The sequence below is a fragment of the Microbacterium sp. WCS2018Hpa-9 genome, assembly GCF_031843745.1.
Taxonomy (GTDB): Bacteria; Actinomycetota; Actinomycetes; order Actinomycetales; family Microbacteriaceae; genus Microbacterium.
In genome coordinates, this window is the sequence record NZ_JAVTIY010000001.1 from 699,667 (window position 1) to 714,318 (window position 14,652).

Annotated in this window: 13 protein-coding genes and 1 tRNA gene; 4 read left to right on the forward strand and 10 right to left on the reverse strand. The window is 68.4% G+C overall.

Annotated elements, in window-relative coordinates:
- Positions 1–90 precede the first annotated feature (90 nt).
- On the forward strand, positions 91–621 hold the full coding sequence (locus tag RQG82_RS03495) for a hypothetical protein (RefSeq protein WP_311257802.1): 531 nt from the start codon (positions 91–93) through the stop codon (positions 619–621).
- A gap of 226 nt (positions 622–847) precedes the next feature.
- Here RQG82_RS03495 and RQG82_RS03500 read toward each other — a convergent pair whose 3' ends face one another.
- The 6 genes from RQG82_RS03500 to RQG82_RS03525 form a co-directional block, all read right to left on the reverse strand.
- The gene (locus RQG82_RS03500; RefSeq protein WP_311257731.1) at positions 848–2,302 is read right to left on the reverse strand and encodes an LCP family protein; all 1,455 of its coding nucleotides are present in this window, start codon (positions 2,300–2,302) and stop codon (positions 848–850) included.
- Complete coding sequence (gene purE, locus RQG82_RS03505; RefSeq protein ID WP_311257803.1) at positions 2,299–2,766, reverse strand: 5-(carboxyamino)imidazole ribonucleotide mutase; 468 nt, start codon at positions 2,764–2,766, stop codon at positions 2,299–2,301. Before purE ends, RQG82_RS03500 begins: the two co-directional genes overlap by 4 nt.
- A gap of 109 nt (positions 2,767–2,875) precedes the next feature.
- Positions 2,876–4,000 (reverse strand): 5-(carboxyamino)imidazole ribonucleotide synthase, encoded by a 1,125-nt coding sequence (locus RQG82_RS03510; protein WP_311257732.1) that lies wholly within the window; start codon positions 3,998–4,000, stop codon positions 2,876–2,878.
- 89 nt (positions 4,001–4,089) lie between these two features.
- On the reverse strand, positions 4,090–4,644 hold the full coding sequence (locus tag RQG82_RS03515; protein ID WP_311257733.1) for a PH domain-containing protein: 555 nt from the start codon (positions 4,642–4,644) through the stop codon (positions 4,090–4,092).
- A 57-nt stretch (positions 4,645–4,701) separates the two neighbouring features.
- The gene (locus tag RQG82_RS03520) at positions 4,702–5,463 is read right to left on the reverse strand and encodes a biotin--[acetyl-CoA-carboxylase] ligase (protein ID WP_311257734.1); all 762 of its coding nucleotides are present in this window, start codon (positions 5,461–5,463) and stop codon (positions 4,702–4,704) included.
- A gap of 2 nt (positions 5,464–5,465) precedes the next feature.
- On the reverse strand, positions 5,466–6,749 hold the full coding sequence (locus tag RQG82_RS03525) for a CDP-glycerol glycerophosphotransferase family protein (protein ID WP_311257735.1): 1,284 nt from the start codon (positions 6,747–6,749) through the stop codon (positions 5,466–5,468).
- A 153-nt stretch (positions 6,750–6,902) separates the two neighbouring features.
- Between RQG82_RS03525 and RQG82_RS03530 the strand changes: the two genes are divergently transcribed.
- Positions 6,903–7,928 (forward strand): glycosyltransferase, encoded by a 1,026-nt coding sequence (locus RQG82_RS03530; protein WP_311257804.1) that lies wholly within the window; start codon positions 6,903–6,905, stop codon positions 7,926–7,928.
- Between the two features lie 23 nt (positions 7,929–7,951).
- Here RQG82_RS03530 and RQG82_RS03535 read toward each other — a convergent pair whose 3' ends face one another.
- The 3 genes from RQG82_RS03535 to RQG82_RS03545 are packed head-to-tail and all read right to left on the reverse strand — an operon-like array spanning position 7,952 to position 12,287.
- Positions 7,952–9,388 (reverse strand): CDP-glycerol glycerophosphotransferase family protein, encoded by a 1,437-nt coding sequence (locus RQG82_RS03535; RefSeq protein WP_311257736.1) that lies wholly within the window; start codon positions 9,386–9,388, stop codon positions 7,952–7,954.
- On the reverse strand, positions 9,385–10,638 hold the full coding sequence (locus RQG82_RS03540; RefSeq protein WP_311257737.1) for a CDP-glycerol glycerophosphotransferase family protein: 1,254 nt from the start codon (positions 10,636–10,638) through the stop codon (positions 9,385–9,387). Before RQG82_RS03540 ends, RQG82_RS03535 begins: the two co-directional genes overlap by 4 nt.
- A gap of 53 nt (positions 10,639–10,691) precedes the next feature.
- A complete protein-coding gene (locus tag RQG82_RS03545) occupies positions 10,692–12,287 on the reverse strand; it encodes a trypsin-like peptidase domain-containing protein (RefSeq protein WP_311257738.1) in 1,596 nt (531 codons plus the stop codon).
- A gap of 100 nt (positions 12,288–12,387) precedes the next feature.
- Here RQG82_RS03545 and RQG82_RS03550 point away from each other — a divergent pair, with 100 nt between their 5' ends.
- Positions 12,388–13,587, forward strand: coding sequence for an aminotransferase class I/II-fold pyridoxal phosphate-dependent enzyme (locus RQG82_RS03550; protein ID WP_311257739.1), 1,200 nt, complete (start codon positions 12,388–12,390; stop codon positions 13,585–13,587).
- A gap of 13 nt (positions 13,588–13,600) precedes the next feature.
- Here RQG82_RS03550 and RQG82_RS03555 read toward each other — a convergent pair whose 3' ends face one another.
- Positions 13,601–14,413, reverse strand: a complete 813-nt coding sequence (locus tag RQG82_RS03555) for a carbon-nitrogen hydrolase family protein (RefSeq protein ID WP_311257740.1) — start codon at positions 14,411–14,413, stop codon at positions 13,601–13,603.
- A gap of 78 nt (positions 14,414–14,491) precedes the next feature.
- Between RQG82_RS03555 and RQG82_RS03560 the strand changes: the two genes are divergently transcribed.
- A tRNA-Met gene (locus RQG82_RS03560) sits at positions 14,492–14,565 on the forward strand.
- Positions 14,566–14,652 lie beyond the last annotated feature (87 nt).

Sequence of the window (14,652 nt, forward strand, 5' to 3'; positions counted from 1 at the left end):
TATTCGAAGGCGATTCCGCGTGTATTTCTGGGGAGAATCATGCTGAAGAAATTGGCTGCAATCAGCCTTACCGCTGGCGTACTCGTGCTCATGGTACCTGCTGTCGCCTCCGCCTCGCCGGTCGTTCCGGCCGACTCGGACTCGTACGCGGGCACACCGCGGGTGACTGTCGATGATCCGATCATCGACACCTGCGAAGTGTCCACCGTCGCTTTCGGCGCAGGCTACTTCCTGCCGTCCGAGAACGTCGGCGTGTCCGTGTCCGGCCTCAACGGCGGCGACTCGGCCATCTCGGGCAACACGGCGGCCGCCGACGGCAGCCTCGTGGTGACCTTCCGCCCGCCGTCCGACGGTGAGGGCTCCTACGCGCTCGCCTTCAGCGGTTCGCGGTCGTACACGGCGACAGTCACGGTCTCTCAGGGCCATGACTCTGCCGTGAGCTGCGACCACGACCCTGGCGTCGCGTCTGCAGGCACAGAGCTTCCGCTCACCGGCGGTGGGCTCGAGCTCGCACTCACCGGCGGCAGCGTGTCGCCGTGGGGCCTCGGAGGTGGGGCAGCCGCGCTGGTGGCTGGTGGAGCACTCGTCGCGACAGGCGTCACCCGCCGCAAGCGCGCCTAGGTCAGATTCCCGCTCTGCGGGAATCGACTGGACGACGGTGATCCCTCCCCCTCCGATCACCGTCGTCTGGTGCATCCGGTCACGCACCGGAGGCCCGCGGCCGTCACCTTTCACTCTCAGGTGGTGACCGTGGGCTCACTCATGCGCCGACGCGGGATCCGAACCGCACGGCGCATATCGCTCTCGGCACCGCCGATCACGGTGTCGGGGATCAGGGTGTCGCCGATCACGGCGTCGGGGTCGGGGACTCCGTCGGAGGATGCAGCGTCTGCCGGATCATCTCATGGATGTGCTCATAATCCGGAGCATGCTCGTCGACACCCTGATCGGGGGTGAGCTCGACCGTCGTGACCGTCTGCTCACGAGCCTTGGTCATCAGATCGAAGAACTCGGGGAGCTTGTCCTGAGGCAGATCGGTGCTGATCAGCGCTGTTCCTGCGGAAGCCACCTCGTTGAATCGCGTGAGCACGGTCTGCGGTGTGAACTGCGCGAGAATCGCCTCCTGCAGTTCGCGCTGGCGCTTCATGCGGTCCCAGTCGCTGGTCGTGTAGCGCGATCGCGCATACCACTGCGCGGTGTCGCCGTCCATGTGCTGCTGCCCGACCTCGATCCAGCCGATCGCCCACGCATCGACGTCATACGGGTCCACGCCCTCAGGCGGACCGCCCTTGGGCAGACGCTCCGTCACGTTGATGTCCACCCCGCCGAGCGCGTCGACGAGTGCTGCGAAGCCGTGCATGTCGACGAAGACGTAGTAGGGAATCTCGATCCCGAGAACGCCCTCCGCCGCATCCTTGGTGGCCTCGATCCCCGCATCGGAACCATGCGCCGCCGCATCCGGATACAGGCCGGTGCCGTTGTCGTCGCGGCAGATCTCCGCGGCGTTGCGCACGTGGTTCATCCAGCCGTTCCATCCGCACGAGCTCGAGCTGTGCCCCTCGAAGCCGTTCGGGTACAGCGCCTGCATCGGGCTTCCCTCACTGAAGGGCGCGTTGGGAAGCTCACGCGGGATGCCGGTGATCGTGACGGCGCCGGTGGTCGCGTTCACCGAGACCACGGAGATGCTGTCGAACCTCATCGAGTCGCGGCCCTCACCGCTGTCCGCTCCGAGCAGCAGGATGTTGTAGTACCCCTCGCTCGGCGGCAGACTCGGACCGCTCTGGCCGAAGATCGTGTTGATCGTGCCCCGCGCGGTGCCGACATAGGACGCGGCGTATCCGGTGCCCGTTCCGACGAGACCGAGCAGCAGAAGGGCGACGAGAGGGATGGCGAACTTCGAGGGACCCGGGATTCTGACCAGTCTGACGAGACGCAGCACGTCGAAGGTGAGCACCACCCACAGCACGAGGTAGGCGATGAGCAGCACCTGGACGAGTGTGAGGACGACCGCCGAGAACCATCCGCCGCCGACGGTGAGCCACAACAGCACCGGCCGCGCGAGCAGAGCCAGCCCCGCGCTCACGACGACGAGGAACCACGCGAGCAGTGTCGCTCCGAGACCGATCCGCCCGAGCCGGCGATTGCCGGCGAGCACCTGGGCAGACCCGGGCACGAGCAGGTTCAACAGCACCAGCCACCAGCCGCGCTTGGTCATCATCCCTGCATCCGCGGTGTTCGGATGCCGCAGGGGGCGGGTCTCGATCAGTGGTCGCGCCGTACCTCGCGGCGGCGCAAGAGTCACAGGGACCCCTTCAGCCGATCGTTCTTCTCTTCGACCTGCGCTTCGAGATCGAGCGCGTACGTCTCGATGCGATCGGCGAGGTCGTCGTCGGAGGTGCCGAGAATGCGCGCGGCGAGGATGCCCGCATTGCGCGCTCCCGCGATCGACACGGTCGCGACGGGGATGCCGGCCGGCATCTGCACGATGGACAGGAGCGAGTCCATCCCGTCGAGGTAAGCGAGCGGCACGGGAACGCCGATGACCGGCAGTGCCGTCATCGAGGCGAGCATCCCGGGAAGATGAGCTGCCCCACCGGCGCCGGCGATGATCACCCGGATGCCGCGACCGCGGGCTTCCCGCGCGTACTGCATGAGCTTGTCAGGGGTGCGGTGCGCCGAGACGACCTCCACCTCGTGCGGGATCTCGAAGTCCGTCAGGGACTGAGAGGCGTCGCTCATCACGCGCCAGTCGGAGTCGGATCCCATGACGACGCCGACGAGGGGCGCGGTGGAGGAGTGCAATGGCTCGGTCACCCACTCAGGCTACGGTCTGGGGCTGGGAGAAACCCCGAACGGCACACCCCTGGACGCACCCTCAATCGAAGTGAGCCGCTGCCGCACGGGCCACGTATACCGCGTCGTCGAGGTCGTCGCCTGTCACGTTCACGTGTCCGACCTTGCGGCCGGGACGCGGGGCCTTTCCGTAGGTGTGGATCTTGGCCGACGGATGCGCCGCCATCGCTCCTGCGAAACGGTCGCCGAGCGAGCCGCTCTTCGGCCCGCCGAGGATGTTCACCATCACGGACCAGGCGGCCTGAGGCGCGGTGTCGCCGAGGGGCAGATCGGCGACCGCACGCAGGTGCTGCTCGAACTGCCCGGTCACGGCGCCGTCCTGGCTCCAGTGACCGCTGTTGTGCGGGCGCATGGCCAGCTCGTTCACGAGGATCCGCTCGTCGTCGGTCTCGAAGAGCTCGACCGCGAGCATGCCGGTGACCGCGAGTCCTTCGGCGATCGAGCGCCCGATCTCCTCGGCGACCTGGGCGAGACGGTCGGTCGCATGCGGGGCCGGCGCGATCACCTCGGCGCACACGCCCTCTCGCTGCACGGTCTCGACGACCGGATAGGCGACGATCTGGCCGCTGGGACGGCGGGCCACCTGCTGTGCGAGCTCGCGGACGAATCCGACCAACTCCTCAACCAGCAGAGCCTCGCCGTCGGCGAGCCCGTCGAGCCAATCCTGAGCCTCGCTCGCCGCTCGGACGACGCGCACGCCCTTGCCGTCGTAGCCACCGCGCGGGGTCTTCACGACACCCTGCCCGTCGTGCTCGTCGAGGAACACCTGCAGCTCTGACGCGTCACGAACCGGCGCCCAGTCGGGCTGGGGCACACCGAGTTCTTCGAGCCGCGCCCGCATGAGGAGCTTGTCCTGGGCGAACTGCAGAGCATCGGGCCCGGGGTGCACCGATACGCCCTCGGCGACGAGAGCCCGCAGCACCTCCTGAGGGACGTGCTCGTGGTCGAAGGTGACGACGTCGACGTCTCTGACGAACGCGCGGACGACCTCGAGGTCGTGATAGTCGCCGACCGCGGTGGCAGCGAGCTGCGCCGCCATCCCCTCGTCTTCAGCGAGCACCCTCAGGTCGAGTCCGAGCTCGACCGCCGGAGCGATCATCATCCGAGCCAGCTGGCCTCCACCGATCACACCAACGCGCAGCGCCATGGGCCGCCTCCATTCGTCCTGACCATTCTCGCGCATCGGGGCGCACGCCGTTCACGCGCGACGCCGATCACGGCGAAGCGGCGTCGCTCTCAGAAGCCCGCGGTCCCGTCGTTCCCCGCCTGCGCATCACGGTGCGCGAGGATCTGACTGACCTCGATCTGATCGGCCAGCGTCTCGTGCACGAGCGTCACGTTCGGCACGTTGGCGAGGCGCAGCGGCGCGTCGACCCCATTGGAGAGGGTGATCGTGCCGACGCCCCACATCCGCTGGATCACGCCGCGGCGGACGCCGATCGTGTAGCCGCGAGCGTGCGACATCTCCTGCCTGTTGCGCGCACCGATGCCATGGTTCACGATGACCCGCCGCGTGGTGAGCGTCACCGAACGCGAGTACCAGACGCCCCAGGGCACGACCACCAGCAGGAGGACGATCGCTGCGGCTGCGCTCAGCAGCATCCAGTTCTCGAAGGGCGCCGGGAGATTGTCATAGAAGAAGGATGTGGCACCGAATACGGCGATCAGCACCAGCGCGGACCAGAACAGCCTCCTGGCGTGTGCGCGGAACCGAGCGATGAGCAGCTCTTCGGCGGGCGCACCCGGCGGTGGCATCGTCGGCCTTCCGCCGAGAGTCACGGGCTGAGTCACTCCTCCATTGTGCCCGCAACCGCCGACATCGCCGCTCGCACGCCGGGCGTGTCAGACTCATGCCGGCCGGACGTGCACCACATCGCCCGCAGAGATCGGCCTCTCGGTGCCCCCCGCCAGCACCAGCAGCCGACCGTCGGCGTCCAGCGCCGTGGCTGTTCCGACGAGCACCGAGTCGCCGGGAAGCGAGACCTTCACGTCGAGACCGATCGTCGCGCAGCGCTCGCTCACCGCGGCATGAAGGCCGCTCTTGACGGCATCGCCCGCTGCGGCGAGGTCGGCGACCAGCCGGTCGAGCGCTCGCAGGTACGTCGCGACCAGCCGGTCGGCATCGGCCTCGACGCCGAGCACGGCGAAGGACGTCGCAGTCGGCACCGGCAGCTGGGACGCCGTCATCGCCGTGTTCACGCCCGTTCCCACGACCACGGCGTCCTGCGTCGCCTGCGCCAGGATCCCGCAGATCTTGCGACCGTCGACCAGCACATCGTTCGGCCACTTGACGGCCACGTCGTGGTGCGGAAGCTGTTCGGCGATCGCATCCGCCATCGCCACCCCGGCCGCGAGCGGGATCCAGCCGCGCGCATCGGCCGACGGTAACCGCCGCAGAAGAACGGAGACGGCGAGCGACGCACCTGGCGGGGCCGTCCATTCACGACCGAGTCTTCCGCGACCCGCCGTCTGGTTGTCGGTGAGGATCACCGACAGGTGCGGAGTCGAGAGCGATTCGCGCGCTCGCTCGCTCAGGATCTCATTGGTCGATCCCGCGGCGCTCAGCACCTCGAGCTGCGAGGCGACCGCAGCAGTGAGGGGAAGATCCATCGTCAGACCTCCTCTTCGTCGGCCTCTTCATCGTCGTCGTCCTCGTCGGTGCGTACCGCACCGATCTCGTGCGCCTGCCAGTGATCCCACTCCTGCATGAGGCGCTCGATCGCGGCGTGGAACTTCGCGGTCGCCGCTCCTGGCGTCGTGTCGCCGAAGTAGTGCTGCACCCACATGCGCAGCCTGGCGATGGCCACCTCGTCGGCTCGGACACGTTCGACCTCGGCGACGATGTCGCCGGCGGCGTCCGCGCTGAGCCACTCGCAGTCCGACAGATAGCCGTTGGTGTCGATCGACGCGCGCTCGTCCGCCGGTCGCGTGATCATCAGCGACTTCCCCACGGCCAGGCGGTCGTAGACCATCGCCGAGATGTCGACGACTGCCACGTCGGCGGCAGCCAGCTGCCATCCGAGCTCCGCCCCGTTGTCGTACACATGCTGGGCAGTGGGGTCTGCGGCGTTCGCCGCAGAGATGGCCGCGATGATGCGGCGGTGCGCGGCGCCGTACTCGTCATCGATGACTCCGCTTCGAGGGTGCGGCCGGTAGATCACGCGATGACCGCGCGATGCGAGCAGCGTCTTGACCAGCGTCTCGCCGTGCGTGGCGATCGACCCGTAGTGCGCGCTCGGGCGGTCGCCTTCCCACGTCGGGGCATAGAGCACGACGGTGCGATCGTCGGGCAGGTACGGAAGCGTGCCCGAGTAGTGATCGGCCTGCGGTCGGCCGATCTCGATCGTGCGCCGATCGATGTCCCAGTCCCAGAGCGTCCGCGACAGACGGTCGCGTGCGGCTTGCCCGGCGACCAGTGCATAGTCGTAGGCCTTGTACTGATTCGTGGTCATGTACATCTTGTCGGACTCGCCGTGGTTGATGAACACGTGCCAGCGCCTGCCGTAGCGGAACATCTGGAAGTTGCGCGTGTTCTGGTTCACGTACAGGACGACACGGATGTCCTGCGACGAGATGAACCTCTCGAGGTCACGGATCGTGGGGACGAAGGCGACCGGCGGGCCGTCCTCGTCGAGCAGCTTGTCGGCACCCGTCGCAGAACGGGACAGCACGACCACCGGCCAGCGCTTCGACAGCTCGGCGAGCGGGCGGTACCACTGCCGCATCTGGTACATGTTCACGTCGCCGTCGGCGAAGTAGACCGCCACCTGGTAGTGCTCCGGCCGATGCGGTTCGCGATCGGCGAGGCGCCGTCGCACTCGCTGCACAGCCTTGCGCGAGGCGAGCGCCCGCTTCAGCAGACGGTAGGCCTTCTTCGCGTCGGACACTGCACCCATCCCTCCAGGATACCGAGTACGAGGGCTCGACCCGACTGCCGCCTCCCGAGACCCTCGCTCTCGCGAATCAGCGAACCTCCGAGCCGTGCATGCCATGATCGTCATGTGCCCGCCAACGACATCGCCGCCCCAGAGACCGGAGTGTCGTTCGTCATGCCCGTGCTCAACGAGCGCGCCTACCTGGAGCACGCGATCGCCTCCGTGCTGACGCAGGAGCTCAGTGTGCCGGCCGAGCTCGTGCTCGCCCTCGGCCCGTCCACCGATGGAACGACGGAACTCGCTCAGCGCCTCGCCGCAGAAGACGACCGGATCCGACTCGTCGAGAACCCGGCCGCTCACATCCCGGTCGGATTGAATGCGGCGATCCGGGCCAGCCGCTTCGCGACGATCGTCCGCGTCGACGCGCATTCCGAGCTCGCTCCCGGCTATGCGGCGCTCGCGCTGGAGACCCTCGAGCGCACGGGCGCCGCGAACGTCGGCGGCGTGATGCGTGCTGACGGCCGCACGCCTTTCCAGACGTCGGTGGCGCGCCTCTACAACTCGCCGGTCGGCCTCGGTGGAGGCGCGTATCACGGTGGGACCCACGAGGGCGAAGCCGAATCCGCGTACCTCGGGGTCATGCGCCGGACGGTGCTCGAAGAGGTGGGGCTCTTCGACGAGTCGATCCGCCGCGGCGAGGACTGGGAGCTCAACCTCCGGATCCGCCAGGCAGGACACCTCGTCTGGTTCGACCCGAACCTCTCGGTGACCTACTGGCCCCGCGAGAGCTGGCTGCGCCTCGCTCGTCAGTTCCGGGCGACCGGAGCCTGGCGCGGCGAGCTCGTGCGCCGGTATGGGCGCCGCAACGGCATCCGATTCTTCGCTCCCCCAGCGCTGGTCGTCCTCGTCGCCGTCGCCGTCGTCACCGGCATCCTGCAGCTCACCGGCGTCCTCACCGGAATGCTCTCGCTCATCGTCTCGGCCGTCGTCTATCTGCCGCTTGCGGCATACCTCCTGCTCGTCGTCGCCGTCGCCTGCCTACCAGGCGGGGGCGGCCCCCGTCAGAGGCTCTGGACGCTGCTGGTGCTGCCCACCATGCACCTCTCGTGGGGCCTCGGGTTCCTCGGAGGCGTGCTGCGGGGTGCGCGCGACACCGTCGACGCATCGCGCCTCGGCACCCGCAATACGCCACTCCCCTAGCGCCGCCGACAGCACGGGTCGAATCACCGGGTGACGTACCCCTGGTCGAGGATGCGTGCGACGACCCGCTCTGCCGAGTGCCCGTCGTCCCGCGGGTTGAACTGCGCCCGCCAGGCACTGTAGCGCTCGGCATAGGCGCTCTCGTGCCCGCTGTCGGCCAGCGCGGCGACCAGTTCGTCCTGCGAGTGCACGAGCGGCCCCGGCGCGCGCGTCGCGAGATCGAAGTAGAACCCTCGGAGCTCTCCTCGGTAGTGATCGAGGTCGGGCACGAGGAAGAACATCGGCTTTCCCGTGACACTGAAATCGAACATGACCGACGAGTAGTCGGTGATCAGCACGTCGGCGGCGAGCAGGAGCTTCGATGTCTCCGGATACCCGGTGACATCGATGACGCGGGCGCCGGATCGATCCCGGCCGGTGTCGATCGTGCGCGAATGACCGCGCACGAGCACGACGGAGTCCGTCTGCCTGGCGAGATCCTCCGGGTCGATGAAGTCGACCATCTCGGTACGATCATCGCGCCACGTGGGCGCGTAGAGCAGCACCCGCTCACCGTCGGCGATGCCGAGGTCGGCACGGATCGCCGCGGCGTCACCGGTGACGAGGGTGTCGTTCCTCGGATACCCCTCGACCCAGATCGGTCTCCCGAGGAACGCGTATGCCTTGCGGAGAATACGCTCGGAGTACGTGTTCTGTGCCAGGAGCACGTCCCAGCGGCGCGATTCCTTGACGACGGCCGCCATACGGCGAGGGTCGAATCCGGGCCGGTGCAGCGCGAGCCGCTTCAGCGGAGTGCCGTGCCAGGTCTGCAGCACCTTCTGGCCCGGTTTGCGGACGAACCTGCGACGCAGCCAGTCGTTGACGACCAGCAGCCGCGACGCAGCGCGGGCACGCCACCACTCCGGGCTGCCCTCGACGACAGCGATCGCCCCGTCCGGAACCGCCACGGACAGGTCGACGACGCTCCAGTAGCGCACGACATCCGGGGCCTGTGCGAAGAGGGCGCGATCGATCGCCTGCGGGTTGCAGCCGACGGTGCGACCGTAGAAGCTCTCGAAGAAGACGGCGTTCTCGGTGGCTCCGGGATGCGCGACATAGCGCCCCTCGAGAGTCGCCTGCCCCTCGCTCGTCTCATAGGCGGGGTCGATCGGCGCAGCGATGCGCACCGTCGCGCCGTCGACGGCGATCCGCACACCGGCCAGCACCTCCGGGGCGATGAGGAGATCGCTGAACTCGGCATCCGCGATGCGCAGCTCGTAGTCACCGGTGGGCAGCGGCAGCTCGGGACCGCCCCACCGCGACGCGCGCAGCGGGAACGTCGCCTTCCAGGTCTTGCCCCCGCCGCTGATGCGAGCGTCGACACGGGCGCGCGGCCCGACGAGCTCCGCCGTGGCCGGGCGCTGACCGGCGCCTGCGATGACCAGCGTCTCTGCCGCCTCATCGATCCGAGCCGTGGTCATGCTGCTCCCTTCGGCGCGGGAATCCCCCGCGCACGGATTGTCTCGTAGACGCGCCGGGTGTTGCCTCCGTCGCGGAAGGCGTGCATCTCCGCGCTGAGCGTACCCGAACGCTCGGACTGCGCGGCGAAGAGGTCGTCATCGTCCAGCAGCGCCGACAGCTGGGGCAGAAGAGAGTCCCAGCCCGTGGGCGCGTCGTCGCCCGCGACGTCTGGGAATCGGCCGTAGAAGCCTCTCGTGCGCGCATAGTCCTCGGCGTCGGGGGCGAGGAACAGCACGGGCATCCTCAGCAGCCCCACGTCGTAGGCGAGCGACGAGTAGTCGGTGACGAGGACGTCGATCGCCGGAAGCACGGGGGTGACATCGGACAGCAGACCGGATCCGAGCATCCTGACCCTTCGGCTGGGCAGCGGGGGCGCATACCCGCCCTCGCCGAGCGGGTGGGAGCGAACGAGCAGCACGGCATCACGCTCCTCGAGCACCCGGATGATCTGCACCCACTGGGCAGCCGTCGGGATCGCCGGGTCGTCTGCGCCGTCGCGCCACGTCGGCGCGTAGAGGATGGTCCGAGAACCGGTCGGCAGACCGCCGAGCACGCGGTCCAGAACATCGGATGCCATGGCTCGACGCTCGATCGGGTCGCCGGACGACAGCACGTCGACACGCGGCTCGCCCGTGACGACGACTCGGCCGTCCCCGAGCGCGAAGGCCGACTCGAGACGCCCCCTCGAACGGTGCGATGCGGCTGGAAGCACTCGGATCCGCTGAGCCGCACGCCGGTAGAGGATGCCGATGAGGCGGCGAAGCACCGCGGCGCCGGGAATGTCAGGGACCTGCGTGGTCGCGGGCGAATCCAGTCCGATGCGCTTGAGCGGGATGCCGTGCCACAGCTGCACGACGAAGGCACCGGACACCGCGTAGCGATTCACGTCACCGAGTCCGTGCGTGACCACGACGACACCGGCACGAGCTGTGGCCCACCAGCCCCGCAGGCCGCCCTTGCGCGTCGTGCGGATGCCGAGTGCCGCGGCGTCGCTGTCCTCCCGATCGGAGGACGTGAGCCATACGGTGTCGTGCCCCTCCGTCGCGACGAGGCGCTGCAGGGCGAGAGCCCCGTCTCCGACGCCGGCCCCGCACCCGAAAACCCAACGCGTGCCGCGCGGGATGACGAGTGTGCCGACTCGCCCCGCGAGGTAGAGCGGTATCCGAAGCAGCTTGGCCGCATTGCCGGAGCCGAAAGAGAAGGACGCCACCCCGCGAGCCTATCGCGGGGTGACGCCCTTCTCGGTGAGCGGGATCGTCCGAGTCAGCCGGCGAGCGCACCCAGGGTGACGTCGATCTCGTATTCCTTGCCGCCACGGATGTACGTGACCTTGGCCTCGCTGCCCGCGGCCGCTGCGCGCACCTGCGCCGTGAGGTCGCTGGCGCTCGTGATGGGCACGCCGTTGAAGGCGGTCACGACATCGTCGGCCTTCAGCCCGCCGGCGGCGGCAGCGCCACCCCCGGTGACCTCGGCGATGTACGCACCCGAGACGTCGGCGTTCTCGACGCTGGCCGCGTCTCTGACCGACGCGCCGAGCAGACCGTGGCTGGCTTCGCCGTCGGCGATGATCTCCTCCGACACGCGCTGGGCGATGTTGGCGGGGATCGCGAATCCGATTCCGATCGAGCCCGACTCCTCCGAGCTCCCGGAGCTCGCGATGGCGACGTTGATGCCGATCAGCTCGCCCTTGGCGTTCACGAGCGCACCACCGGAGTTTCCGTGGTTGATCGCGGCATCCGTCTGGATCACGGCGATCGAGATCGACTCAGACGTCTGCTGCGACGTGTTGCCCGGCAGGTCGAACTGGAAGGGTCCTTCGCCCTCTTCGGGCGTCTCCTGCTCGTTCTGCGGAGCATCCTCCGACGAGGAATCGGGAAGAGCCGACGACGCGATCTGGATGCTGCGGTTCAGCGCGCTGACGATGCCGGTCGTGACCGAGTTCGACAGACCGAGCGGCGCTCCCAGTGCCACCGCGGTGTCACCGACGTTGAGCTTCGACGAGTCGGCGAAGTCGATCGGGGTGAGATCCGTCGCATCCTCGAGCTTGATCACGGCGAGGTCGTAGATCGGGTCGGTGCCGACGACGGTCGCCGAGAAGATGCGCCCGTCCGAGGTGGTGACCCGGATCGTCGGATCAGCCACCGCACCGCCGAGGGTCACCACGTGGGTGTTCGTGAGCACGTAGCCGTCGTCGCTGATGATGACGCCCGACCCGCTGCCGCCCTGATCGGAGCCGGCGACCTCGATCGTGACGACCGACGGGAGTGCCGCGGTCGCGACAGCAGTGGTCTCGTTGACCGACCCGGGGTTGTTGACCGTGATGGTATCGGGGCCCTGGGCCACACCCGTCGACCCCTGATCCGAGATCCCGTTGAGGATCGCTCCGCCACCGAACCCCGCGACACCGCCGACGAGGGCGGCTGCGAGCACGATCGCGGCGAACTTCACTCCGGCGCGGGGCTTCGTCTCCTTGATCTTCGGGGAGCCATCGACCGGCTGCCCGGGCTCGGCTGCGGTGTGGAGACCGAACGCGGCACCGGGGGACGTCGCGGTGGGGCCGCCGACGGGCGCCTGGTGCTGCCCTGCCTGGTGCTGTCCTGGAGCCCCGAAGTAGGGCTGGGGCACGGTCTGGGCCGCGGGTGCGACCGGTGCGCTCGGAGCCTCGAAGGCCGGAGCGGGCGACGACGCGAACGTCGGGGGGACGTGGTGTCCCTGGTATGGCCCCGGAGCGGCGACGGTGCCTGGGGTCTCAGCGGCGGCATCCGTCGTCGAACGGTCGACGACCTCTGCTGCCTCGGTGGACGGCGCTGCGTCATTCGACGCAGGTGCCGAGTGGTCCTGGGTGCTGTCTTCGTTCATGGTGTGTGCTCCTTCAACAACGCCCTCTTAGAGTGACGCCTGTATCTGTGCGTTTCGTATGGCGAAGATGAGTTTCACCTATGGCCTTAGCCTGTTCTTCATGAGTGTCATCCCCGGAGCATGGCGGCGCACGGCAGCGGGAGCCGGTCTGCTCGCACCAGACGGAAGCGTCGCGCCCACCATCTTCGCAGAGATGTCCGCTGCTGCGGCCCGAACAGGCGCGATCAACCTCGGGCAGGGCTTTCCCGATGAGGACGGCCCCGCAGAGGTGCTCGAGGCCGCCAGGGAGGCGATCTCCCGCGGGATCAATCAGTACCCGCCCGGCAGAGGGAATCCCGATCTGCTCGAGGCGATCAGTGAGCACCAGCGGCGCTTCTACGCGCTGGAGGTGGACCCCTCGCGCGAGGTGATCGTGACGGCTGGCGCGACCGAGGCGCTGACCGCGACTCTGCTCGCCCTCATCGACGGCGCGGACGACGAGGTCGTCGTCTTCGAGCCGTACTACGACTCCTATGCGGCCGCGGTCGCTCTCGCCGGCGCCCGCCTGCGCACGGTGCCGCTGAGAGCACCCGACTTCCAGCCTGATCTCGAGCTGCTGGCTGCCACGGTCTCCGACCGCACACGAATCATCTTGGTCAATGATCCCCACAATCCCACCGGTGCCGTCTTCGATCGCGAGGTGCTCGCCGAGGTCGTCCGTCTCGCCGAGCTGCACGACGCGATCATCGTCACCGACGAGGTCTACGAGCATCTTGCGTTCAGAAGCCCGCACACCCCGATCGCGACGCTTCCCGGCGCTGCAGAGCGCACGCTGACGATCTCATCGGCGGGCAAGACGTTCTCGGCCACCGGCTGGAAGATCGGATGGGTGCACGGCCCCGCAGAGCTCATCACCGCCGTGCTGACCGCCAAGCAGTACCTGACGTACGTGAACGGCTCGCCGTTCCAACCGGCCATCGCCGTGGGCCTGCGACTCAGGAACGAGTTCTTCGCGAGTGCCGCGGCGACGTTGGCGCACAAGCACGAGATCCTCGGCTCGGGCCTCCGCACTGCGGGGTTCTCCGTGTTCCCGCCGCAGGGCGGCTACTTCACCGTCGCCGACGCGTCGGCGCTCGGCGGAGCGGATGCCGCCGAGTTCTGCCGCGCGCTCCCTGAGCGCGCGGGAGTGGTGGCGATCCCGCTGACCGCCTTCGTATCGGATGCGCGCCGCGACGAATACGCCGGGCTGGTGCGCTTCGCGGCGTGCAAACGTGTCGAGATCCTCGTGGAGGCGGCGAAGAGGCTCGTGTCGAGCTTCTGACCCCTCGTCCGATTCAGCGCGGTCCGACGGCGTATCGACGCACCCGCAACGACGGGTTCACAGCGCGCACGCGCTCGATGGCCGCCCGTTCGACGGCCGCGACCGCGATGCCCTCGGTCGTCCCCACCCCGGCGAGCACGACGCCCTGCGGATCGACGATCTGCGAGTGCCCGACGCCGATCGGGGTCGGATGGTCGGCGGCGACGACATACGCGGTGTTCTCGATCGCTCGCGCCGCCAGCAGCGTCGTCCAGTGATGCTCCTTGAGTGGACCGCGCACCCACTCCGCCGGGACGACGAGTGCGTCCGCACCCGCATCGACGAGGATGCGCGCCACCTCGGGGAAGCGAAGGTCGTAGCAGGTCATGAGCCCGAAGCGTATGCCGGCGACGTCGAAGGTCGCGGCCCCCAGATCCCCCGCTTCGATCCAGTCCGACTCGGTCTGGCCGAACGCGTCGTACAGGTGCTGCTTGCGGTAGGTCGCGAGGATCCCGTCGCCCCGCACGGCGACCACGGTGTTGTGGACGTGCTGGGCGTCGGACGCGCTCTCGACGAGACCCGCCACGATCACGACGCCGTGGTCCGCTGCGAGTGCCGTCAGGGTCGACACGAAGTCACCGTCGAGACTCTCCGCATTCGCCGCAAGGGACTCGTCCATCGGATCCACGAAGTAGCTCGAGTACTCGGGGAAGACGATCAGGCGCGCACCGCGCGCCGCGGCATCCGCCGTCAACTGCGCGATGCGGTCGCGGTTGTCCTCCCGTGACGACGTGGGCGCGAACTGGCAGACGGCGACGGGAACGGCGGCGGAAGCGGTCTCGGACATGCTCACATCCTCCCCCATCGTGCGTGTCGCGCCTCGATTCGCGGACTCCTGATTCCCGTGTTAGGCTATAAAACGTGCCGCGGGGTGGAGCAGTTCGGTAGCTCGCCGGGCTCATAACCCGGAGGTCGCAGGTTCAAATCCTGTCCCCGCAACGAGAATGCGACACAAGAAAGGCCCCTGATCGGGAGAAATCCTGATCAGGGGCCTTTCGCATGCATGCGTCCACCGGCTGCCCTTGC

Bases quoted from the DNA above. Each gene is read 5' to 3' on its own strand.
- RQG82_RS03555 (WP_311257740.1), bottom strand. From the start codon at position 14,413: ATGTCCGAGACCGCTTCCGCCGCCGTTCCCGTCGCCGTCTGCCAGTTC.
- purE (WP_311257803.1), bottom strand. From the start codon at position 2,766: ATGGGATCCGACTCCGACTGGCGCGTGATGAGCGACGCCTCTCAGTCC.
- RQG82_RS03530 (WP_311257804.1), top strand. From the start codon at position 6,903: ATGCCCGTGCTCAACGAGCGCGCCTACCTGGAGCACGCGATCGCCTCC.
- RQG82_RS03520 (WP_311257734.1), bottom strand. From the start codon at position 5,463: ATGGATCTTCCCCTCACTGCTGCGGTCGCCTCGCAGCTCGAGGTGCTG.
- RQG82_RS03510 (WP_311257732.1), bottom strand. From the start codon at position 4,000: ATGGCGCTGCGCGTTGGTGTGATCGGTGGAGGCCAGCTGGCTCGGATG.
- RQG82_RS03495 (WP_311257802.1), top strand. From the start codon at position 91: ATGGTACCTGCTGTCGCCTCCGCCTCGCCGGTCGTTCCGGCCGACTCG.
- RQG82_RS03525 (WP_311257735.1), bottom strand. From the start codon at position 6,749: ATGGGTGCAGTGTCCGACGCGAAGAAGGCCTACCGTCTGCTGAAGCGG.
- RQG82_RS03545 (WP_311257738.1), bottom strand. From the start codon at position 12,287: ATGAACGAAGACAGCACCCAGGACCACTCGGCACCTGCGTCGAATGAC.
- RQG82_RS03535 (WP_311257736.1), bottom strand. From the start codon at position 9,388: ATGACCACGGCTCGGATCGATGAGGCGGCAGAGACGCTGGTCATCGCA.
- RQG82_RS03550 (WP_311257739.1), top strand. From the start codon at position 12,388: ATGAGTGTCATCCCCGGAGCATGGCGGCGCACGGCAGCGGGAGCCGGT.